Here is a 21,667-nt window from a genome sequence, read left to right on the forward strand (position 1 = left end):
GCCCGCACGAGACCTGTTCTCGGGCGGGCGTCTCCGTGTCAGAGCGCCTCGCCGCTTCGTTCGTGCGCGCGGATGCGATCGGCGATCGCGGTGCCGAGCGCGACCGTTGTGGCGTCGCCGCCCAGGTCGGGTGTGAGCACGCCCGTCCTCTCGCCGGTCGCGAGCACCTGCTCGATCGCGCTCAGGACCGCCGCGGCCGCCTCGGTCTCGCCGAGATGCTCGAGCATCATGGATCCCGACCAGATCTGACCGATCGGATTCGCGATCCCGCGGCCTGCGATGTCGGGGGCCGAGCCGTGAACGGGCTCGAACAGGCTGGGAAAGCGGCCCTCGGGGTTGATGTTGGCGCTGGGCGCGATGCCGATGGTCCCCGTGCACGCCGGTCCGAGGTCGGACAGGATGTCGCCGAACAGGTTGCTCGCCACGACGACGTCGAACCAGTCCGGATGCAGGACGAAGTTCGCCGCCAGGATGTCGATGTGGAAGGCGTCGTGGGTCACCTCGGGGAATCGCTCGGCCACAGCGCTCACGCGCTCGTCCCAATAGGGCATCGAAATGGAGATGCCGTTGCTCTTCGTCGCCGACGTGAGATGCTTCGCCGGCCTGCGCGCCGCGAGTTCGAAGGCGTACTTCAGCACGCGATCCACTCCGACGCGGGTCATCACCGTCTCCTGCAGCACCAGCTCCCGCTCGGTGCCGTGGAACATCCGTCCACCGATCGCGGAGTACTCGCCCTCGGTGTTCTCGCGCACCACGTAGAAGTCGATGTCTCCCGGCGTGCGTCCCGCCAACGGCGTCCGCACGCCGGGCATCAGGCGGCAGGGCCGCAGGTTGATGTACTGGTCGAACTCCCGCCGGAACTGCAGCAGGCTTCCCCAGAGCGAGACGTGATCCGGCACGAGGTCGGGCCAGCCGACAGCCCCGAAGAAGATCGCGTCGAAGTCGCGCAGCTGATCGAACCAGTCATCCGGCAGCATGGTGCCGGTGCGCTGATAGTACTCCGCCGATGCGAAATCGAAGCGGGTGAACTCCAGGGCGATGCCGAACCGCTCCGCGGCGGCGTCCAGCGCGCGAAGGCCCTCCGGCATCACCTCCTGCCCGATGCCGTCGCCGGGGATGACCGCGATCCGTCTGGGGTTGCTCATCAGATCCTCTCAGGAGTCTCGTCCGGCGATCCCGTCTGAGGGACCGCCTCTCTGGTCTCGGGGTAATGGCAGGCCGCCGAGGTGCCGCCGACCCGGGACAGGAGCGGCTCCTCGCGTGCGCACAGGTCCGTGGCCTTCCAGCAGCGCGTTCGGAAGCGGCAGCCGCTGGGAGGATCGACGGGGCTCGGCACGTCTCCGTGCAGAACGATCCGCTCCCGGCTGCGCTCCAGCCGAGGGTCCGGGATGGGCACGGCGGAGAGAAGAGCCTGCGTGTACGGATGCTGAGGGCGGCTGAACAGCTCGTCGGCCGGGCCGGACTCGACGATCTTGCCCAGATACATCACGGCGACGTGGTCGCTCAGATGGCGCACGACTGAGAGGTCGTGCGCGATGAAGACGTAGGTCAGGCCGAGCTGCCGCTGCAGATCCTTCAGCTTGTTGAGTACGCCCGCCTGCACGCTGACGTCCAGAGCGCTGACCGGCTCATCGAGCACGATCACGTCGGGCTCGACCGCCAGCGCACGCGCGATGCCGATGCGCTGTCGCTGCCCGCCCGAGAACTCATGCGGATAACGATTGGCGTGCGACGGATCGAGCCCGACCATCTCGAGGAGCTCGCCCACCCGCGCATTCCGATCGGCGGCGTGCAGCCCGTGGATCTCCAGGGGCTCCGTGAGGACCGACCGCACGGTCATGCGCGGGTTGAGGGATGCGAACGGATCCTGGAACACCATCTGCACGCGTCGGCGGGCGTCTCGCAGGCGCGCCCCGGTCGCGGCCTCGATCGCCTCGCCGTCGAGACGGATCGTTCCGCTGTCCACGGCGTGCAGGCGCACGATGGAGCGGCCCAGTGTGCTCTTCCCGCATCCGGATTCGCCGACGATGCCGAGCGTGGTTCCGCGGGGCACGGTGAAGCTGACACCGGAGAGCGCGTGCACCGTGCCGGTGCGACGGCGCAGCAGCCCGGAGCGGATCGGATACCGCTTGACGAGGTCCGTCACCTCGAGCGCGACGTTCATGCGGCCCCTCCTCGTCTCATCATTCGGACCTCGTCGATCCGCAGGCACCGTGCCGCGTGATCGTGCGCGACCTGGCTGATCGGAACGGGGGCCGCGTCGCAGATCCCCTCGATCGCGTATGCGCATCGCGGGGCGAAGCGGCAGCCGGGCGTGACCGTGGTGGCCGCAGGTGCGGTGCCGGGAATCGAGTACAGCGCCGAGCCGTCAGAGGAGCGGTCCAGTCGGGGCATCGAGTCGAGAAGGCCGAGCGTGTACGGGTGCGCGGTGTCGTAGAAGATCGGCTCCACGGCGGCCTGCTCCACGAGCCGGCCGCCGTACATCACCAATACGCGGTCCGCGAGGCCGGCGACCACCCCGAGGTCGTGGGTGATCAGCAGCATCGCGCTGCCGGTGCGCTCCTGCACCCGTCGGAGCACGTCGAGCACCTGAGCCTGGACGGTGACATCGAGTGCGGTGGTCGGCTCGTCGGCGATGAGCACGTCGGGATCGTTGGCGATGCTCATCGCGATCATGATGCGCTGCCGCATGCCGCCGGAGAACTCGTGCGGATACTGGTCCACTCGCTGCTGCGGGGACGGGATGCCGACCAGGTCGAGCAGCTCCACGGATCGGGTGCGCAGCTCCACGGCCGAGCAACCGCGGCGATGCACGCGCACGGCCTCGGCGAGCTGCTCGCCGACGGTGAGGACGGGATTCAACGCAGCGAGGGCGTCCTGGAAGATCATCGCGATCCGATTGCCGCGCACCTCGCGCAGCGCGTCCTCCTTGAGGCCGATCAGCTCGTCCCCGGCGAGTCGGATCGAGCCCGCGACCTTCGCCGCCTTCGGCAGCAGACCCATGATGGCCAGTGAGGTGACGCTCTTGCCGGATCCGGATTCGCCGACGATCCCGAGGGTCTCTCCCGGCCGGAGGGAGAAGCTCAGGGCGTCGACGGACACGGCCGGGCCGTCGTCGGTGGGGAAGACGACCGTGAGATCGGTCACGTCGAGTGCGGGGGTGCTGTGCTCAGTCATGTGCTGCTCGCTCTCAGTGCTTCGCCTGGGGATCGAAGGTGTCGCGAAGTCCGTCGCCGATGAAGTTGACGGCGAGGACGGTGACCAGGATGAACGCTCCGGGGAAGATCAGCAGGTACACCTGCTCGGTGCCGAGCAGGCCGGCGGCCTGGCTGAGCATGTTGCCCCAGCTCGAATCCGGGGGCTGCACGCCGAACCCGAGGAAGCTGAGAGTGGACTCGGTGATGATGGCGGCTGCCACGGCAAGGGACACGTTCACGGAGATGACGCCGGCGAGGTTCGGCAGCATGTGCCGCAGCAGGATGCGCGCCGGTGACGCGCCCACCACGATCGCCGCGTCGACGAACTCCTTCTCGCGCAGCGACAGCACCTGTGAACGGGCCACCCGCGCGATCAGCGTCCATGCGATGGCGCTGAGGACGAGCACGATCGTCACGGGCGACGACCCGAAGCCGTGCAGTACGAGTGCGAGCACCGCGATCGCCGGAACGATCAGGAACAGGTCGACGAGTCGCATGATGACCTCGTCGACCCAACCGCCGGCGTAGCCGGCCACAGAGCCGAGCGCCACCCCGAGCGACGTCGACAGCACCCCGACGCCGAGTCCGATCGACAGGGAGATGCGCCCGGCGAAGAGCAGCTCGGTCAGGAAGTCGCGGCCCAGCTGGTCCGTGCCCAGCCAGTGGGCGGCGCTCGGACCGGTCGCGCCCAGCAGAAGGTCCTGCTGGTTCTGACCGAAGGGTGAGAACCAGGGTGCCCCGTAGCAGGCCAGCGCGAGCACGCCGAGCACGATGAGCCCCGCCATCGCGAGCCGGTGCCGGAGGAAACGCCGGCGCATGATGGCCCACTGCGAGCGCGACGTCTCCTGCGGCACCGGGATCAGCGTCGTGCGGGGGCGGATCATGCCAGTCTCACTCTCGGGTCGAGGAACGCGTAGCTCAGGTCGGCGAGAAGGTTGAAGACGACGACGGCGAGGGCGACGAGCATCATCCAGGGCAGCAGCACGTACACGTCGCCGGCGAGCAGTGAGTCCAGCAGGAGCTTTCCCATGCCCGGAACCGAGAAGATCTGCTCGGTCACGACGAGCCCGCCGAACAGCAGTCCGGCGTCCAGCAGCACGACGGTGACGAACGGCGCCAGCGAATTGCGCAGTGCGTGGCGGAGCACGATCTGGCGCCGGGGGACGCCCTTCGCGCGAGCGGTGCGGACGTAGTCGCTGGAGAGCGTGTCGAGCATCGATGCGCGGCCGAAGCGGCTCCAGCTGGCCACGAGGGTGATGGTCAGCGTCGCGATGGGCAGTACGAGGTGCCGGACATAGTCCAGGTTCAGACCGGAGGAGCCGATGGAATGCAGTCCGACGAAGAACAGCGGCGGCTCCGACAGTCCGAAGGCCTGCACCGGCCAGACCCCGAAGATCTGGATCAGCAGAAGCCCGAACCAGAACGAGGGCAGCGCGATGCCCAGGTACGACGCGCCGGTCAGGGTGTAGTCGGCGACGCTGTACTGCCTCACGGCGGAATAGGTGCCGACGACGAGGGCGATGAACGCGCCGATCAGCACACCCCACAGCAGCAGCTGCAGGGTGGGCCAGGCCGCGGCGCCGATCATCGTCATCACGTCACCGCCGGTGCGGGTGCTGACGCCCCAGTCGCCGGTGACGAGCCCCTTCAGCCACAGCAGGTACTGCTCGGGGATCGAGCGGTCCAGGCCCAGCCGCTCGGTCTCGCGCTCGACGACGCCGGGGTCCTGCGATTGACGGAGCTTGCTCAGCGGGTCGAACGCCACACGCACTGCCCAGAAGGTCAGCAGCGACGCGAGAAGCACGACCGGCAGTGAGATGAGGAGGCGCCGCGCGGCGTACGCGATCATCGGCGCCTCCTCGTCGTTCCGCTCGGAGCGGTGATCAACCGACGGTCCACTCGTGGAGGTTCCAGAACGGGCCCTCCGAGGGGTTGATCTCCAGTGGGCCGGAGATGCGCTGGCTGGTCATCAGGATGTTCGGGACGGCCGCCAACGGGAGCCCGGGCAGGTTGTCGGCGATCAGCCGCTCGGCCTGCAGCGAAGCATCCAGGCGCTCCTCGTCGTCCACGCTCCGCGCCACGGTCTCCAGGAGCGGGTCGAGGCCGTCGATCCTGGTCCTGACGAAGTTGATGCCCGAGTATCCGTTCTCGGCGGACGGGATCGCGGTCGAGACGAACGAGGCGGAGAGAGTGGGCTCGGGGACGGTGTCGATGAGGGTCCACAGGCCGATCTCGAAATCGCCCTCCGGCGCCGTCTTGGAGAAGATCTCCGAGCCGCTCTTGTTCGCCACTTTCAGCACGAATCCTGCATCACCGAGCTGGGACTGCAGGATCTGCTCGGCGAGCTCGCGACGCTTGTTGCCCGCGTGAGTGGTGATGCGGAACTCGGCCTGCCTGCCCGCCTTCTCCCAGATGCCGGAGGAGCCTTTCGACCATCCCGCGTCGGACATGAGGTCATCCACGCGATCGAGATCATGCGTGTACTGCGAGAAGTCATCCGAGGCGAACGCGCTGTTCAACGGGGAGAGGAAGCTCTGCTGGGCCTCGTCCACACCGAGGCCCCCGTAGAGCTTCTCGACGATGGCGGGACGATCGATGGCGTAGGCGACGGCCTGCCGCACCTTCACGTCGTCGAAGGGGAACGCCTCGTTGTTGATCCACAGCGCTTCGAGATTTCCCGACTCGGTCTCGACATCGACGGTGGTGTTCGGGACGCCCGCCTCGATCTGGCTGATCGCGTCGAGCTGAGGGGTCGGGTACAGCGCCTGCACCTGGCCGCTCTTGAGCGCCTGGAACGCCGCGGATGTGTCCGTGATGAACTGGAACGTCACGCGATCGAGTTTCGGCTTGTCGCCCCAGTACGCCTCGTTGGGCACGAGCGTGACGGAGGTGCCCTTCTTCCACGACTCGATCATCCAGGGTCCGCCGGAGAACGCGTAGCCGTCCTTCATGATCGCGGCCCTGTCCTTGCCCTCGAGCAGGTGCGACGGCAGCACCTGGAAGTCCCCGCTGAAGAGCCCGCGCCACTGTCCGTAGGTCGAGCTCATGGTGACGACGGCCGTCTTCTCATCCGGGGCGTCGATGGACTCGATGAGCGAGTATCCCGTCTTGTCGAAGATGTCGTCGCCGTCGCGGATCTCGAGGCCCGTGTAGACGAAGTCCGCACCGGAGATGGGTTCCCCGTCCGACCACACCGCGTCCGGGTTGATCCGGTAGGTGATGACCTGCTTGCCGTCCGCGGTGACATCCACCGTCGGCTCGCCGTCGAGCAGGTCGGAGGGCACGAGCTTCCAGTCCTCGCCGACCCGGCGGGTGTCGAACGCGGTCGGCATCGTCGGCGTGCGCATGGTGTAGCTGCCCCAGATGTTCGCCGCGCAGGTGGCGATCCAGTCCGCGCATTCGGGCTCCTGCTCTGCGCCGATGACGATCTGGCCGCCCGTGCCGACGGCCGCGTCGCCGCCGTCGCCGCTCGCTCCCGAGCATCCGGAGAGGACGATGGCGACGGCGGCGATGATCGGCATGGCGAGGCGGAGCTGGCGTCGGCCCGCGAAGCTTCGGGCGGGGATGTGGTCGTTCATTTCCGTTCCTTCCACGTTGAAGTCGAAATGCAGGTAAAACCTGAGACGGGCGGGTCTCCCGTGCGACATACGCTAACCGCAGTCGGGACAGATAGCAAGGGCCATGGTCAATCATCCTGACTATCAACTCGACTAAAGGATTCCTCAGGTGCGCCGACGGCGCTACCCTGGACAGACATCGTCTGGAAGAAGGAGCTGCGTGCCTGATCAGAACCGTCCGAAAGCCGCCGCCGAGGGCGGGGGACGCGCCGCCGGGCGAACCCGGCGTAAGCGCGACTCCCTGAACCGCGAGAACATCCTCGAAGCAGCCGAGCGGATCGCGGTGCGCGACGGGCTCGAAGGGCTCACCTTCCAATCGCTCGGAGACCAGCTGAATGCGCATCCCACGTCGATGTACCGGCATTTCCGGGACAAGGACGAGCTGGTGCTCGCTCTGATCGACTCGCTGCGTGACCGGTCGTATCACGGCGCACTGGTCCCGACAGGTGACTGGCGAGACGATCTGCGCCTCGCGGCGAAGGTCGTGCACGAGCACTATCTGCGCTATCCGCAGTTCGCACAGCAGATGGCGGCGCGGACGACGCGGCTCCCGCGCGAGTTCGCGAACATGGAATACACGCTCAGGGCGCTGCTCGACGCAGGTTTCGAGCGGGCGGATGCGCTGCACTACCAGCGCGTCTTCGGCAACTATGTGCGGAGCTTCGCGAGCATCGAGGCTGCGGCGAGGGCATTGCCGGATGACACGCAGCGCGAGGACGAGCTCGCGTGGCGGCTCCAGTACGAGAAGCTCGACCCCGACGAGTTCCCCGCGATGCTCGGCGTCGGACGGCCTCCGCTCGCGATCGGAGACCCGGACACGTTCGACTTCGGCCTGGAGCTCCTGCTCGACGGGCTGCAGGCCAGAGCCGCCGCCGCGGGGCGCGCCGGCGGCTCCGGCACCTGAACGCGCGACGATCAGGTGCCGTCGGACCAGCGGATGCCGGATCGTGTGAGCTCGGCGAGTTCGAGCATCCGTCGCTGCCAGGCCTCCTCTGCCGCAAGATCATCCGGTGAGTGGCCTGCGTCGAACCATTCGATCAGCACATCGCCGCCGCGCTCGCGCAGCCGATCGGCGTAGTTCTGCGCCTGAGCCGGCGGAGTCCTCGTGTCGCGAGCGCCCTGGCACAGCCACACGGACCCGCTGACGGAGTCGACGTAAGTGATCCCGGACAGCTTCTCGCACGCCGCTTCGAAGCTCAGATCGCCGTTGGCCAGCACCTTCTCCCAGACGATCCGCAGAGCTGGATTCATGTCCGCGAAGGCGGACGCCCAGTCCGCCATCGCGACGACCGCGAAGCCTCCGGCGAACATGTCGGGAAGGCGGCCCATGGCGAGCAGAGTCAGGTGCCCGCCGTACGACGGGCCGGTGACGAACGTCGAGGCGGGGTCCGCGACGCCGAGCTCTCGCAGTCGCAGCACCGCCGCGCGGACATCGGCGACTTCGCGGTCGCCGTAGCCCTGCCAGAAGCCTTCCCGGAACTCGCGTCCGAAGGTGACGGAGCCGTGATAGTTCAGCGCGGCGCACGCGTATCCCTCGGCGAGCCACGCCTGTGCGCCGGGTGAGTAGTGGTCGGTCGTCACGAGATTCGGTCCCCCGTGCAGCAGGAGCACCGTGCCGCGCACGTCTCCGCGCGGCAGCGCCCACCACAGCTGCACCGATCTGCCTTCTGCGCCAGGGATCATCTCGGAGCGGAAGGGAACTCCCGCAGGGACCTCCGGCGCTGCGATCGCGGTGCGCACGGTGCCCTCGAGGCCGATCTCGACGAGGGATGGCGGGCGGTCCCAGCTCTGCTCGAAAGCGAGCACGCGACCGTCCCCGCCCAGGTAGGACTGCGAGTAGTAGGCGAGCTCGGCCGCGACATCGGGGTCCGCGTAGCTGCCTGTGCCCTCGCGCACGACCTCCGTCGTGCCCGTGTCGGCGTCGAGCACGACGAGCCGATGGATGCCGTCCTCGACATGCGCGAGCAGTATGCGTGCCGTCGCCGTTGACCAATCGAGGGGGAGGAGATCACCCGTGTATTCGGGCAGGTCGAAATCGACGCGCTCGCCGGAGAGGGGGGACCAGATCGCCGGGCGCGCGAATCCGCTGCGCTCCGTGCTGATCAGCAGACGCTGGTCACCGGGGATCGAGGACCAGCGCACTCCTCTGATCGGTCCGGCGGGCAGGTCGTTCGCCACGTCGACGACATCCCCTCCGGCGACGTCGACCACGCTCACCGCGGGGCGGCGCACCGCGGGGTTGTGATCGGTCGTGTCCACCGAGGCGTAGCGTCCGTCCGCCGAGATGTGCCCGTACCAGGACTCGTTCGCAGACGACCAGATGATACGCGGCTCGCCGGAGCGGTCCAGGGGGGCGATGACGAGGTGAAAGCCGTCGTCGTCGACGGCGGTGGTGAGGAACGTGCGCCCGTCGGCCGAGAACTCCATACCGCGGACGACGTACGAGCGGCCAGGTGGGGTGAGGTTCCTGCGCTCGTCGCCGGCGACGGCGTGCGCGACGAGAGCTCCGACCTCGGAGCCGCCGTCGTCCTCCAGTGTGGCCACCCACTGGGCATCCTCGCTCAGGAGCGCGTCGAATCCCACCGGCGCAGTCAGGTCGGCCGACCACTCGTCCTCTCCTGGCGCGGGCCGGGAGCGCCAGATCCGCCCGACCGGACCGTGGGCCCTGTTCTCGATCACCAGCGCCGTGTCCGGTGCACCCATGGTGGGGCGCACGGTCATCAGGTGGGGAGTGCGGAAGCGCGCCGTCCAGTTCGACGGGACTGTCGCCGAGCCGAGGGTGGTCGAGGTCATGCGCTGTTCCTTTCTGTCATGATGCGGTGATCCTGCGCGGTGGTGCTTCGCGCAGCCGTTCGATGAGGCCGGCGATGAGCTGGCTCCGCTCGAGGATCGAGGGAAGATCGACCCACTCGTGTGCGGCGTGCGCGCCGTCGCCGAGCGGGCCCAGGCCGTCGAGCGTGGGCACGCCGAGCGCGGCCGTGAAGTTTCCGTCCGAGGCTCCGCCGACCTCGGCGCCTTCGAGCGGCGGATGACCGCACGACGTCGCGACGGCGCGGGCCAGTTCGTAGAGGTCCTGCGCGCAGTGGCGCTGCAGCGGCGGCCGGTTGATGCCACCCGAGAGCTGCAGCGTGACGCGCGGGTCGACCGGAGCGAGCTCCCGGAAGAGCCGATCGACCCGCGTCAGCTCGGCAGCCGACCACGCCCGCACATCGACGTGGACCTCCGCGTGCTCCGGCACGGTGTTCACCGTCGAGCCGGAGCTCGACACCGTGGGAGTGACGGTCGTCCCCTCATTCAGGTCGCCCGCCTCCGCGAGTCGCAGCACCTGATGCGCGATCTCGACCAGGGCGTTCGCGCCGCGCTCGGGGTCCAGGCCCGCATGTGCCGCCCTGCCGATCGCCGCGAGACGATAGATGCCCGCCCCGCGGCGGGCCACCTTCACGGCTCCGTCCAGGCTCGGCTCCGCGATCAGCACCGCACCGGAGCGGGCGGCCGCGTGCTCGATGAGTGCCCGCGACGTCGGGGAGCCGACCTCTTCGTCGCTGGTGATCAGCAGCGAGACGTCGTCGACGCGGCCGAGTTGCTCGAGGGCGCCGATGGTCGCGACGAGCCCGGCCTTCATGTCGAACGTGCCGGGACCGCTCGCCCGGCGGCCGTCCACCGTGTACGGCAGGTGCTCCAGCGTGCCGAGCGGCCAGACCGTGTCCGCATGGCCGAGCAGCAGCACGCCTCCGCTGCGCGGCGCCGGCCAGTAGAGGTGATCGACGCCTTCGATCGTACGCACCTCGCCGGGGCGCCCGAAGAGCGGAGCGGCCCACTGCGTGAGGTGATCCTGGCAGGCGGCGATCCCCTCGGCGTGGCCGGTCGGTGACTCCGTCTCCACGAGAAGGCGCAACCGCTGCTCCGCCACGTTCAGGGCGGCGGACGTCACGACCGCGCTCATGCCCCGAACCCGTCGTCGAGGAACGCCGTGAGGGCGCCGAGCACCTGCTGCGGGGACTCCTCCGCCAGGTAGTGATCGGATTCGATCGCAGCCGCGCTGACCTCGCCGGCGTAATCTCGCCAGATGCCTGCGACGTCGAAGTTGCGGCCGACGTAGCTGTGCGCCCCCCAGAGGGCGAGCAGGGGTGCGGCGATCCGGGTGCCGGCAGCGTGATCCGCACGGTCGTGCTCCAGATCGATCGTCGCGGCCGCGCGATAGTCGGCGACGCTCGCCTCGATCGCGCCGGGGCTGGTGAAGCAGCGCTCGTACTCCGCGTACGACGCGGGCTCCAGCGACCACGGGCTGTGGCTGCGACCATCGAAGCGGCTCCGCAGCCAGGCTCCCGGGTCACCGGAGATGAGGCGCTCGGGGAGCCCGTTCCCGAGCGCGAGGAAGAACCAGTGGAAGTAGGTGGATGCCATGGCGCGATCGACGTGCTCGAACATGTGGAGCGTCGGCACGATGTCGAGCACGGCGATCCGCTCCACTGCGGTGGGCTCGTCGAGCGCCAGGCGGTGTGCCACGCGGGCGCCCCGATCGTGGCCGACGACGGCGTAGCGATCGAATCCGAGCGAGCGCATGACCGCGTGCTGATCCGCGGCCATGGTCCGCTTGGAGTAGGTGCTCTGATCCGCGGCGGGCGCGGGCTTGTCGGAGTCGCCGTAACCGCGAAGATCGCAGGCGACCACCGTGTGAGTGCGGGCCAGCGTCGGAGCGACGGCGTGCCACATGCGCCGCGTCTGCGGGTAGCCGTGCAGCAGGAGCACCGGCGGGCCGCTGCCCCCGACCACTCCGGAGATCGTCACGCCCTCATGGGTATGCGCCACCGGCGCGAAGCCCTCGATCACCGCGAACCTCCTCGTGCGTCGGCAACTCGTAGTCAATTACTTAGACTAACGAGCTTGCTTGATTTCGCAAGAAGGAATCGGACACACCGGCGCAGCATGGTCGCTCGGCACGGCGTCAGGTCGGCCGCGGATTCGCGGATGCGGTGCCCCCAGTCGGATTCGAACCGACACTGAAGCGTGTTTAAGACGCCTGCCTCTGCCGTTGGGCTATGGGGGCCCGCGGCCAGCCTACCCAGGCGGCCGGCGACGAAACGAGGTGCCGCGGCAGGTGAATCCGAGTACCTCGGCGTCGTAGGGTGGGGGAGTGCTCGACCTCACCGCTGAAAAGAGCCCGCTCGCCGAACGCGACCCGGCATCCGCCGTCCGCGACGTCGCGTGGCGCAACCCGGGCCGATACTGGCGCGCGCTCGCCGAGGCCACGGCCCACCTGCCCGCGCCGGTCGCCGTCATCGAACGGGACGCGCTGCGGCACAACGCCATGGACCTGCTGGTGCGCGCGGGCGGCATCCCGATCCGCGTCGCGACGAAGTCGGTGCGCGTGCGCGCCGTGCTCGACGCCGTGCTCGCGATCCCGGGGTTCCGCGGAATCCTGGCCTTCACGCTCGCCGAGGCGCTGTGGCTCGCGCAGGACCACGACGACATCGTGCTCGGCTACCCGAGCGTGGACCGCGCCGCGCTGTCGACACTGCTCGCCGACGACGCGCTCGCGCAGCGCATCACCCTGATGATCGACGATCCTGCGCACCTCGACCTGATCGACTCCATCGCCGCCCCCGGCCAGCGTCCCGAGGTGCGCGTCGCGATCGACGTCGACGCGTCGCTGCGCGCTCCCGGACTCGGTCACATCGGAGTGCGGCGCTCGCCGCTGTTCTCCGCGGCCGACGTCGCGGGATTCGCGCGGCAGGTCGTGCGCCGCCCCGGGTTCCGGCTGGTCGGACTGCAGATGTACGAGGCGCAGATCGCCGGTCAGGGCGATGCGGCCGGTGCGGATGCGCCGATCATCCGCCTGATGCAGTCGCGCTCGCGTGAAGAGCTGCGCCGACGTCGCGCCGAGATCGCGGATGCCATGCTCGACGTCGCCCCGCTCGAGTTCCTCAACGGAGGCGGCACCGGATCTCTCGAGTTCACCGGCACCGACGAGTCGCTGACCGAGGCGACAGCCGGCAGCGGCCTGCTCGCCGGTCACCTGTTCGACGGCTACCGGTCCTTCCAGCCCGCCCCGGCCGCGGCCTTCGCGTTCGACGTCGTCCGGCGTCCGGCCGCCGACATCGCGACCGTGCTCGGCGGCGGCTGGATCGCGTCCGGCCCGGCAGTGGCATCCCGCCAGCCCGAACCCGTCTGGCCGCCCCGACTGCGCACGCTGTCACGCGAAGCGGCGGGCGAGGTGCAGACTCCCCTGCAGGGTGAGGCGGCGCGTGACCTGAAGATCGGCGACCGCGTCTGGTTCCGCCACGCGAAGAGCGGCGAGCCCGCGGAGCGCATCGACCGCTACCACCTCGTGGCGGACGGCGCGGTGGTCGCCGAGCTGCCCACCTACCGCGGTGAGGGGAAGGCCTTCCTGTGACGCGTCCGGGCGACGTCTGGCGGAACTGGGGCCGTTCCGCTTCCGTGCGACCCGTGCGGGTCGAGCGCCCCCGCTCGCCCGAGGGCGTGCAGCGCGCGATCAAGGCGGCGGCCGCACAGGGGCTGACCGTCAAGGCGATCGGCGCGGGCCACAGCTTCACCGGCATCGCGGTCGCACCCGGCGTGCTCCTCGAGCTCGACGACATGCAGGGCCTGGTCAGCGCGGATGCCGCCACGGGGCTGGTCACGCTGCTCGCCGGCACGCGGCTGCACCGCATTCCCGCGCTGCTGCGTCCGCACGGGCTCGCCATGCAGAACCTCGGCGACATCGACAGGCAGTCCATCTCCGGCGCCGTCTCCACGGGAACGCACGGCACCGGGCGGACCTTCGGCGGCATCGCCACCCAGGTGCGGGGTCTCACGCTCGTGACGGCGGACGGTGAGTTCCTGCGCATCGACGAGACGCACAACAGCGAGATGCTCCCCGGTGCCATCATCGGCCTCGGCGCGCTCGGGGTCGTCGTGGAGGTGACCCTGCAGTGCGTGCCCGCATTCGTCCTGCAGGCGGTCGACGCACCTGCGCCGCTCGACGAGACCCTCGACACGCTGCACGAGCAGGCGGCCTCCGCCGATCACCTCGAGTTCTACTGGCACCCGCACACCGACGTCGCGCTGAAGAAGACGCAGACCCGGCTGCCCGAGTCGGCGAAACGGCATCCGATCCCCGCGCTGCGCCACTGGGTCGACGAGACGGTCCTCGCCAACGGCGTCTTCGGCGCGTTCTGCGCGGTCAGCAGGATCGTGCCCGGGATCATCCCGCCGTTCAACAGGCTGGCCGTGCGGCTCACCGGCGATGGGGAGTACTCGGACGTCTCGCACCGGGTGCTCGTCCACCGCCGCAACGTGCGCTTCCGCGAGATGGAGTACGCGGTGCCGGCCGAGAACCTCGTCCCGGCGTTCCGCGAGCTCCAGCAGCTGATCTCCGAGCGGCGCTGGCGGATCGAGTTCCCCGTCGAGGTGCGCTTCGCGGCCTCCGACGACCTCTGGCTCTCCACTGCGTTCGGACGCGACAGTGCCTACATCGCGGTGCACCGCTACTGGCGGGCGGATCCGCGCGAGTACTTCGACGCGGTCGAGCAGATCATGCTGCGCCACGGCGGGCGCCCGCACTGGGGCAAGCTGCACAGCCTGACCGCGGACCAGCTGCGAGAGCGCTACCCTCGCTTCGACGACTTCGTCGCGCTGCGCGATCGGCTCGATCCCGGCCGCCTGTTCGGCAACCGGCACCTCGAGCGCGTGCTGGGCGCCTGATCGACGCCCGCCATCCAGCCGACGCGCAGTGTTCGGCGCATAGGATGGGGGCAGATCCAAGAGGGGGAACGCATGGAATGGCTCTGGCCCGTACTGATCATCGTCGGCGTGCTCGTGCTCGTCGGGATCTACCTGTGGTCGACCTACAACTCGCTCGTGCAGCTGAACGTGCGCGTGGACGAGGCCTGGAGCGGCATCACGGTGCAGCTGAAGAGGCGAGCCGACCTCATCCCCAACCTCATCGAGACCGTGCGCGGCTACGCAGCGCACGAGAAGGCCGTGTTCGAGGGCGTGACCCGCGCGCGCGCCGAGACGCTGTCGGCGACGGGGCCCGGTGAGGCAGGCATCGCCGAAGGCCACCTCCAGCAGGCGCTGCGGAGCCTGTTCGCGGTCGCCGAGGCCTACCCGCAGTTGCAGGCCAGCCAGAACTATCTGCAGCTGCAGCACTCGCTCGTGGACACCGAGGACAAGATCCAGGCCGCCCGGCGCTTCTACAACGGGGGCGTGCGCGAGCTGAACACGAAGATCAAGGTCTTCCCGAACAACATGTTCGCCCGTGGTCTCGGCTTCACCGAGCGCGAGTTCTTCGAGGTCGCCGACGACAGCGCGATCTCCGAACCCCCGCGCGTGCAGTTCTGAGTCGTTCGCGTCTCACGCTTGAGCGAGCGCAGCGAGTCGGCACCCCTGCCTCGTCTTCTCATTCCCGCGGGTGCACGTGCCGTTCCACGGTCGCGTCTCCGAGCGCGTCCGCGAGAGCGTCGGCCGCATCCCCCCAACCGGACACGCTGATGCGCTCAAGACCTTGCCATCGTGCCGCCCGCACGAGCTCTTCGGCGACCCGAACCGCGTCGTCCTCGGGCAGGGCGTGCCGCTCCCACCATGCCGACTGCACCCTCAGTGCGGAGGCGGCGCGGTCGGCCTTCAGGTCGACGCGGCCGACGATGCGATCGTCCACGAGCACCGGCAGGGAGTAGTACCCGTAGCGGCGCTTGTCCGCCGGCACGTAGATCTCGATGCGGTAGTCGAAGTCGAACACCCGCAGGGCCCGATCGCGGAACCACACCACCGGGTCGAACGGGGTCAGCAGAGCCGCACGGCCGATCCGGCGGGGAAGCACCGCATCCCGATGCCGCCACGCCGGCACAGGACGGCCGCTGCGCTCCCAGCCGCGGACGGCGACCGGCTCGAGTTCGCCGGCATCCACCAGGTCGGCGACCGCTGAGCGCACGGCCGACTGGTCTCGCAGCCGGTAGTAGTCGTTGAGGTCCGCGATCGTGGCGACACCGTAGGAGCGGGCGGCGCGCCGTACGAGCTCCCGGATGGCGTCGTCTTCGGGAACGGGAGAGGAGAGCACCTCGGCCGGGATGACCTGCTCGGCCAGGCCGTACTGCCGTTCGAAGCCGATCCGCCCCGCGATGGCGACCTCGCCGCAGCGCCACAGGTGCTCGAGCGCTGACTTCGCCTCGTCCCAGTCCCACCACGGCCCCCGATCGCGCGGTGCGTCCTCGCGCAGGTCGACGGGGCGCAGTGGACCGCGTTCCCGCAGCTCGGCCCGTACCCAGTCCAGGGTGCGGGCGTGCGCGTGCATCCAGCCGCCCGGCGCGGCGGAGCGCTCGCGCCACGCCCGCATGCGGAAGTCCCAGAGCGCCCAGTCGGCGACCGGCATGAACGTCGCCTCGTGCGCCAGGTACTCCACGTAGTGCCGCGTCCGCGAGACGAAGGTGCGATCCAGCAGCGCCGGATCGTACGAGCCCAGCCGCGAGAACATCGGCATGTAGTGCGAGCGTGCGAACACGTTGACCGAATCGATCTGCAAGACGCCGAGGCGCTCCATCGTGCGGTGCAGATGGCCGGTACCGACGCTGACCGGGCGACTCCGGGAGAAGCCCTGCGCCGCCAGGGCGATTCGACGGGCCTCGCCCGCGCTCAGCGTGGGAGCGCTCGAACGTGTCATCCCGTCAGAGTATCCGCCGGCTCCGACACGCGTGACGGAGCGCCCGCCCGAGCATACGTAGAATTGCACAATGAGCGACGACTTCAGACCGAGGTTCCGCAATCCGTTCCGCCACTATCCGCCCGTCACCGACCGCACCGTGACGACGCAGGCCGATGAGGCAGTTCCCCCGCCGCTGCGAGTGACCGCCGCCTACGCGTGGCGCCTGCTGGTCATCGCCGGCGCGATCGCACTGTTCATCTGGCTCGTCATGCTGCTCAAGGCACTCGTCATCCCGCTCATGGTCGGCATCCTGGTGACCGCCCTGGTGTGGCCGGCCCTCCAGCTCATGCTGCGCGCGCGATTCCCGCGCTGGCTGGCCATTGCCACGACCCTCGTCGGCACGATCGGCATCGTCACGGGACTGCTCTGGCTGGTCGTCTGGCAGGTGCGTGCGCAGCTTGACGACGTGCGTCAGCGCACAGCCGTCGCCATCGAGGACCTGAAGGACTTCCTGCTCGAAAGCCCGCTGCACTTGACCGAAGGTGACATCGATCAGTACCTCGCTCAGGCGCAGACGTTGCTCGCTGAGCAGCAGGAGTGGCTGCTCAGCACGGCGCGCGCCGTCACCGGCACGGCGGCGGAAGTGCTCACCGGCGCCCTGCTCGCCCTGTTCATCCTGATCTGCCTGCTGGCCGACGGCAACGGCATCTGGAAATGGACCCTCCGTCTGGTCCCCCGTGCGGCCCGGCCCGCCGCGGACGCCGCCGCTCGCAACGGCTGGGACACGGTGATCAACTACGCCAGGACGCAGATGCTCGTCGCCGCCATCGACGCGGTCGGCATCGGCGCCGGCGCCGCCCTGCTCGGCGTGCCGATGGCGATACCCGTGGCCGTGCTGGTCTTCCTCGGATCCTTCGTCCCCATCGTGGGAGCCGTGGTCACAGGGGCGATCGCGGTGTTCCTCGCGCTCGTCTACAACGGGCCCTGGATCGCGCTGGCCATGCTCGCGGTCGTGCTTTTCGTGCAGCAGCTCGAGGGCCACATCCTGCAGCCGATCCTGATGGGTTCCGCGGTCAAGGTCCACCCGCTCGCCGTCGTGCTGGTCGTCGCGGGCGGCGCGATGATCGCGGGCATCCCCGGAGCACTGTTCGCCGTGCCGCTGGCAGCCTTCATCAACGTGGCGGCGGTGACCATCAGCACCGGCGCCTGGCGCACGGGTGAGGAACCCGCAGCTGATCTCATCTGGAGCATGGTCCCGCGTGAGCGGGCGAGGAGGAATCGATGACCGCAGTACCCAGCCTGGCGGAGTTCACCGCCGCAGCGAAGAGCCTGTCGGACGTGATCTCGCACACGCCCACCGAGCTTTCGCGCGCGCTCAGTGACGTGCTCGGCTCGCCGGTGCTGCTGAAGATGGAGAACCTGCAGCGCACCGGATCGTTCAAGATCCGCGGAGCGACGTATCGCCTCGCGCAGCTGAGCGAGCAGGAGCGCACCCGCGGCGTCGTCGCGGCGTCCGCCGGCAACCATGCCCAGGGCGTGGCGCTCGCGGCCCAGTCGATGGGGATACCGGCGACCATCTTCATGCCTCTCGGCGTGCCGGTGCCCAAGCTGCTCGCCACCCGCGGCTACGGCGCCGAGGTGGTGCTCGAGGGCGAGACGGTCGCCACCTCGCTGCGGCTGGCCGCCGAGTTCGCGGAACGCACCGGAGCCGTGCTGATCCCGCCCTTCGACCACCGCGACGTCGTCATCGGCCAGGGCACGCTCGGACTGGAGATCATCCAGGACGTCCCCGACGTCGACACCGTCATCATGGGCATCGGCGGGGGAGGGCTCATCGCCGGGGTCGCCGCGGCGATCAGGCAGGCCGCCGCGGCGGCCGGCCGCAGCGTGCGGGTGATCGGAGTGCAGGCCGAGAACGCCGCCGCGATGCCGCCCTCCCTGGATGCCGGTCATCCGGTGGAGATCACCACGCATCCGACGATCGCCGACGGCATCCTCGTCGCCCGCCCCGGACAGGTGCCGTTCGAGATCATCCGCGAGTACGTCGACGAGGTCGTCACCGTCACCGAGGACGACATCGCCCGCGCCCTGCTCGTGCTGCTCGAGCACGCGAAGGTGGTCGTCGAGCCGGCCGGCGCCGTCGGCGTCGCGGCGATCCTCGCGGGCAAGGTGAGCGGCACGGGCACCACGGTGCCGATCCTGTCGGGCGGCAACATCGATCCCATGCTCCTGCAGCGGGTGGTGTCGCACGGCCTGGCGGCATCCGGTCGATACGCCTCGGTGCGCATCCCGCTGCCCGACCGACCCGGACAGCTGGCGAAGGTGTCGGAAGTGCTCGCGCAGGTCGGCGCGAACGTCATGGAGGTGCTGCACACGCGGCACGGACACGGCCTGCAGATCAGTGAGATGATCCTGCAGCTCTCCATCGAGACGCGCGGCCCGGAGCACACTCAGCTCGCGCTCGACACGCTGCGCGCGGCCGGTTTCGCGCCGCAGATCCTCCCCGACTGACCCGAGCCGGCGGTTCTCTTCAGGAACGCGACGGCGGGATGCCCCTCGAAAGGGCATCCCGCCGTCTTCGCGTGCTGGACGCGGATCAGCCAGTGTAGGTCTCGACCCCGGTGATCTCCACGGCGATCGAGCGGCCGTTGGGCGCCTCGTAGCTCGACTTCTCGCCGACCTTGAGACCCAGGATGGCCTTGCCCAGCGGGCTGGCCTCGCTGTACACGTCCAGGTCGCCGCCGGCCGCGATCTCACGGCTGCCGAGCAGGAAGACCTCCTCGTCGCCGGCGACGATCGCGGTGACCACGGTGCCCGGCTCGACGATGCCGCGGCTGGTGGGTGCCTCGCCGACCCGCGCGGTCTTCAGAAGCTGCTGCAGGGTGCGGATGCGGGCCTCCTGCTTTCCCTGCTCGTCCTTGGCGGCGTGGTAGCCGCCGTTCTCCTTGAGATCGCCCTCTTCGCGTGCGGCCTCGATGCGCGCCGCGATCTCGTCGCGACCGACGGTGGAGAGGTGCTCGAGCTCGTCGACGAGCCGATCGTAGGCCTCCTGGGTGAGGAACGGTACCTGAGCGTCTGTGGACACAGCGTGCTCCTTCGTGCGGGCCCCTTCGGGGCTGTGGGATGCCGGGCCGTCATGCGAGACCCGGGGGTATGCCAAGACGCCCCGGCGTGGGCCGGGGCGTCGGTCGTCTTGCGGACGAGTCTAGGCGACCCAGCAGGTCTTCACCAAACTCGTCGTGGCCTCCGCCACGGTCGGGATGCGCACGTCGATCGCCCTCTCGTGCGACTCGGTTCCGGGGATCTCCACCACCTTCCAGCCCACCACACCGAACTCCTTGTCCAGCGCCTGCACCACGCAGGCCACGTCGGCCCCTTGCGGGGCGGTGTACTGGAACCGCAGGTCGACGCTGTGCGCATCGGTCACCGTGAAGCCGATGTCATCGGCGTCCACCGCGTTCATCTGCCCGACCACCGTCATCCACCCGAAGGCGATGACGACCGCCGCGGCGACCGCGATCCCGATCACCCAGGGCAGCCGGCGGCGGCCGGTGCGGCCGTAGCGCTCGTCGAGCTCACGTGCGGTGGTCACTGGGCTTCCGTTCCTCGGGCGGCGGATAGGCTGGTGTTCCCAGGTTATTCGACCTGAGGAGGAAAGGCGGACCCATGCTCCCGTTCGGCGAGAAGACCCCGATGCCGACGCCGACGATGACGGTCGATCCCAACCTGGTGACGCCGGGTCCCTGGGGCTTCGCCGTGATCGTCTTCATCGTCGCCGTCGTGGTGCTGCTGATCTGGGACATGAACCGTCGTATCCGCCGTGTGCGCTATCGCGAGGAGGTACGCGCCGAGCTCGACGCCGAGCAGGCGGCGGCCGACGAGGACGGTCCGCGCGACTGATCGCCTCTCAGCGGGCTGGGTCCCTCACACCCCGACGCGCTCGAAGGCGTCGAGGCTGAGCCCCTGGTCGAGGATCCGCCTCGACCACTCCTTGGCGCTGTGCAGGCTGTGATCGCGGTAATTGCCGCACTCGACCGCGGAGACCCCGGGTACGTCGCTCCACTCGGCGGGGCCGGCGATGAACTCCAGGCCGGCGCGCACGGCCGCGACCACGTCAGCCACATGCGGCTCGCCCCACATGATCAGGTGGAAGCCGGTGCGGCAGCCGAACGGGGAGATGTCGATGACGCCGTCGATGTGATCGCGCAGCACACTGGCGAGCGTGTGCTCGATCGTGTGCAGACCAGCGGTGGGGATCTCGCCTTCGTTCGGCTGCACGAAGCGCACATCGAAGTTGGAGATCGCGTCTCCTCTCGGCCCGCGCTCCACGCCGATCAGGCGCACGTACGGTGCGCGCACCGCGGTGTGGTCGAGGGTGAAGCTTTCGACATCGGCCATGGGGAACCTCCAGATCGTCCGGACTCCAGGATCTCACGCGCGGCAGGCGCCGCGCCGTCGAGCGCGACCGGGTTCAGCCCGGGAGGCCCAGGGACGGCGCGTGCGGGGCGAGCGAGACCAGCAGGCAGGCGGTCCAGTGGCACAGGAAGGCCAGCACCGTGCAGACGTGGAAGATCTCATGGAAGCCGAAATGACCGGGCCACGGATTGGGGCGCTTCATCGCATAGATGACGGCGCCGATGGTGTAGAGTACGCCTCCCACGCATACGAGGACCATCATCGCGACGTTGGCCTGCACGAGGTCGACCATGTACATGACGGCGGCCCAGCCCAGCACGAGGTACAGCGCCACGTACAGCCACCGCGGTGCGTTGATCCAGAAGACGCGGAACAGGATGCCCAGCAGCGCGCCGCCCCACACCAGGAAGAGCAGCAGCGTGCCCTTCTCCGGGGCCAGGGCGAGCACCGCGAGGGGTGTGTAGGTGCCCGCGATCAGCAGCAGGATGTTGGCGTGATCGATGCGTTTGAGCACAGCCTTGACGGTGGGACGCCAGTTGAACCGGTGGTACACCGCCGAGTTGCCGAACAGCAGCAGCGAGGTCGCCATGAACACGGCCGCCGCCCACTTCGCCGGTGCGCCCTGCGCGAGCGCGATCAGCACGATGCCGGCCGCGACGGCGACGGGGAACGTGCCCGCGTGTATCCAGCCTCGCCAGCTCGGTTTGATCTCGACGGTCGCATCCCTCGCCGCGGCGTCGAGCAGGGGGAGCTGAGGAACGTCGGGACTGCCGGCGGCTGGGGTGCTCACGTGCCCA

21 protein-coding genes and 1 tRNA gene are annotated in these 21,667 nt (G+C 69.3%); 7 read left to right on the top strand and 15 right to left on the bottom strand.

The features are described from left to right. Positions 1-38 precede the first annotated feature (38 nt). Genes ACFWHT_RS04465 through ACFWHT_RS04490 form a run of 6 tightly spaced genes read right to left on the bottom strand, consistent with a single transcriptional unit; the run spans position 39 to position 6,775 of the window. On the bottom strand, positions 39-1,145 hold the full coding sequence (locus ACFWHT_RS04465; RefSeq protein ID WP_378825828.1) for a tartrate dehydrogenase: 1,107 nt from the start codon (positions 1,143-1,145) through the stop codon (positions 39-41). Then, a complete protein-coding gene (locus tag ACFWHT_RS04470; protein ID WP_378825829.1) occupies positions 1,145-2,164 on the bottom strand; it encodes an ABC transporter ATP-binding protein in 1,020 nt (339 codons plus the stop codon). The genes ACFWHT_RS04465 and ACFWHT_RS04470 overlap by 1 nt, the downstream gene beginning before the upstream one ends. Next, entirely contained in the window at positions 2,161-3,177 is a 1,017-nt protein-coding gene (locus ACFWHT_RS04475; protein ID WP_378825831.1) for an ABC transporter ATP-binding protein, read from the bottom strand. The genes ACFWHT_RS04470 and ACFWHT_RS04475 overlap by 4 nt, the downstream gene beginning before the upstream one ends. A gap of 13 nt (positions 3,178-3,190) precedes the next feature. Then, entirely contained in the window at positions 3,191-4,081 is an 891-nt protein-coding gene (locus ACFWHT_RS04480; RefSeq protein ID WP_378825833.1) for an ABC transporter permease, read from the bottom strand. Continuing rightward, complete coding sequence (locus tag ACFWHT_RS04485; protein WP_378825835.1) at positions 4,078-5,046, bottom strand: ABC transporter permease; 969 nt, start codon at positions 5,044-5,046, stop codon at positions 4,078-4,080. Before ACFWHT_RS04485 ends, ACFWHT_RS04480 begins: the two co-directional genes overlap by 4 nt. 34 nt (positions 5,047-5,080) lie before the next feature. Beyond that, positions 5,081-6,775 carry an ABC transporter substrate-binding protein gene (locus ACFWHT_RS04490; RefSeq protein ID WP_378825836.1) on the bottom strand — a complete coding sequence of 565 codons (1,695 nt, stop codon included), beginning with the start codon at positions 6,773-6,775 and terminating at the stop codon, positions 5,081-5,083. 199 nt (positions 6,776-6,974) lie between these two features. On the opposite strand from ACFWHT_RS04490, the gene ACFWHT_RS04495 reads away from it, so the two are divergent. After that, positions 6,975-7,718: a TetR/AcrR family transcriptional regulator gene (locus ACFWHT_RS04495; protein WP_378825838.1), complete on the top strand. Its 744-nt coding sequence runs from the start codon at positions 6,975-6,977 to the stop codon at positions 7,716-7,718. Between the two features lie 11 nt (positions 7,719-7,729). Here ACFWHT_RS04495 and ACFWHT_RS04500 read toward each other — a convergent pair whose 3' ends face one another. The 4 genes from ACFWHT_RS04500 to ACFWHT_RS04515 all read right to left on the bottom strand — a co-directional run bounded on the left by ACFWHT_RS04500 (position 7,730) and on the right by ACFWHT_RS04515 (position 11,861). Beyond that, positions 7,730-9,607 carry a prolyl oligopeptidase family serine peptidase gene (locus ACFWHT_RS04500; protein ID WP_378825841.1) on the bottom strand — a complete coding sequence of 626 codons (1,878 nt, stop codon included), beginning with the start codon at positions 9,605-9,607 and terminating at the stop codon, positions 7,730-7,732. Positions 9,608-9,623: 16 nt separating this feature from the next. Continuing rightward, positions 9,624-10,757 carry a M20 family metallopeptidase gene (locus tag ACFWHT_RS04505; protein WP_378825842.1) on the bottom strand — a complete coding sequence of 378 codons (1,134 nt, stop codon included), beginning with the start codon at positions 10,755-10,757 and terminating at the stop codon, positions 9,624-9,626. Then, positions 10,754-11,644 (bottom strand): alpha/beta fold hydrolase, encoded by an 891-nt coding sequence (locus ACFWHT_RS04510; protein ID WP_378825844.1) that lies wholly within the window; start codon positions 11,642-11,644, stop codon positions 10,754-10,756. Before ACFWHT_RS04510 ends, ACFWHT_RS04505 begins: the two co-directional genes overlap by 4 nt. 144 nt (positions 11,645-11,788) lie before the next feature. Beyond that, positions 11,789-11,861: transfer RNA gene (locus tag ACFWHT_RS04515), tRNA-Leu, on the bottom strand. 87 nt (positions 11,862-11,948) lie between these two features. On the opposite strand from ACFWHT_RS04515, the gene ACFWHT_RS04520 reads away from it, so the two are divergent. From ACFWHT_RS04520 to ACFWHT_RS04530, 3 genes are all read left to right on the top strand, one after another. Next, the gene (locus tag ACFWHT_RS04520; RefSeq protein ID WP_378825846.1) at positions 11,949-13,208 is read left to right on the top strand and encodes an alanine racemase; all 1,260 of its coding nucleotides are present in this window, start codon (positions 11,949-11,951) and stop codon (positions 13,206-13,208) included. After that, on the top strand, positions 13,205-14,518 hold the full coding sequence (locus ACFWHT_RS04525) for a D-arabinono-1,4-lactone oxidase (RefSeq protein ID WP_378825848.1): 1,314 nt from the start codon (positions 13,205-13,207) through the stop codon (positions 14,516-14,518). Before ACFWHT_RS04520 ends, ACFWHT_RS04525 begins: the two co-directional genes overlap by 4 nt. A 72-nt stretch (positions 14,519-14,590) precedes the next feature. Then, positions 14,591-15,157: a LemA family protein gene (locus tag ACFWHT_RS04530; RefSeq protein ID WP_378825850.1), complete on the top strand. Its 567-nt coding sequence runs from the start codon at positions 14,591-14,593 to the stop codon at positions 15,155-15,157. A 58-nt stretch (positions 15,158-15,215) separates the two neighbouring features. Here ACFWHT_RS04530 and ACFWHT_RS04535 read toward each other — a convergent pair whose 3' ends face one another. Then, a complete protein-coding gene (locus tag ACFWHT_RS04535; protein WP_378825852.1) occupies positions 15,216-16,472 on the bottom strand; it encodes a winged helix-turn-helix domain-containing protein in 1,257 nt (418 codons plus the stop codon). A gap of 70 nt (positions 16,473-16,542) precedes the next feature. Here ACFWHT_RS04535 and ACFWHT_RS04540 point away from each other — a divergent pair, with 70 nt between their 5' ends. Both ACFWHT_RS04540 and ilvA read left to right on the top strand, forming a co-directional pair. Next, positions 16,543-17,739, top strand: coding sequence for an AI-2E family transporter (locus tag ACFWHT_RS04540; protein ID WP_378825855.1), 1,197 nt, complete (start codon positions 16,543-16,545; stop codon positions 17,737-17,739). Next, on the top strand, positions 17,736-18,965 hold the full coding sequence (gene ilvA / locus ACFWHT_RS04545) for a threonine ammonia-lyase (protein WP_378825857.1): 1,230 nt from the start codon (positions 17,736-17,738) through the stop codon (positions 18,963-18,965). The genes ACFWHT_RS04540 and ilvA overlap by 4 nt, the downstream gene beginning before the upstream one ends. An 85-nt stretch (positions 18,966-19,050) precedes the next feature. Here the strand turns inward: ilvA and greA are convergent, their stop codons facing one another. Then, positions 19,051-19,539 carry a transcription elongation factor GreA gene (greA, locus tag ACFWHT_RS04550; protein WP_378825859.1) on the bottom strand — a complete coding sequence of 163 codons (489 nt, stop codon included), beginning with the start codon at positions 19,537-19,539 and terminating at the stop codon, positions 19,051-19,053. A gap of 120 nt (positions 19,540-19,659) precedes the next feature. Next, entirely contained in the window at positions 19,660-20,046 is a 387-nt protein-coding gene (locus ACFWHT_RS04555; RefSeq protein ID WP_378825861.1) for a DUF4307 domain-containing protein, read from the bottom strand. A gap of 74 nt (positions 20,047-20,120) precedes the next feature. On the opposite strand from ACFWHT_RS04555, the gene ACFWHT_RS04560 reads away from it, so the two are divergent. Next, positions 20,121-20,354 carry a hypothetical protein gene (locus tag ACFWHT_RS04560; protein ID WP_378825862.1) on the top strand — a complete coding sequence of 78 codons (234 nt, stop codon included), beginning with the start codon at positions 20,121-20,123 and terminating at the stop codon, positions 20,352-20,354. A gap of 24 nt (positions 20,355-20,378) precedes the next feature. On the opposite strand, the gene ACFWHT_RS04565 is transcribed toward ACFWHT_RS04560, so the two are convergent. After that, complete coding sequence (locus ACFWHT_RS04565; protein ID WP_378825865.1) at positions 20,379-20,852, bottom strand: S-ribosylhomocysteine lyase; 474 nt, start codon at positions 20,850-20,852, stop codon at positions 20,379-20,381. Positions 20,853-20,925: 73 nt separating this feature from the next. Continuing rightward, positions 20,926-21,660, bottom strand: coding sequence for a hemolysin III family protein (locus ACFWHT_RS04570; RefSeq protein ID WP_378825867.1), 735 nt, complete (start codon positions 21,658-21,660; stop codon positions 20,926-20,928). Between the last annotated feature and the right edge of the window lie 7 nt (positions 21,661-21,667).

It is taken from the genome of Microbacterium sp. NPDC058342 (assembly GCF_042723935.1).
Classification (GTDB): domain Bacteria; phylum Actinomycetota; class Actinomycetes; order Actinomycetales; family Microbacteriaceae; genus Microbacterium.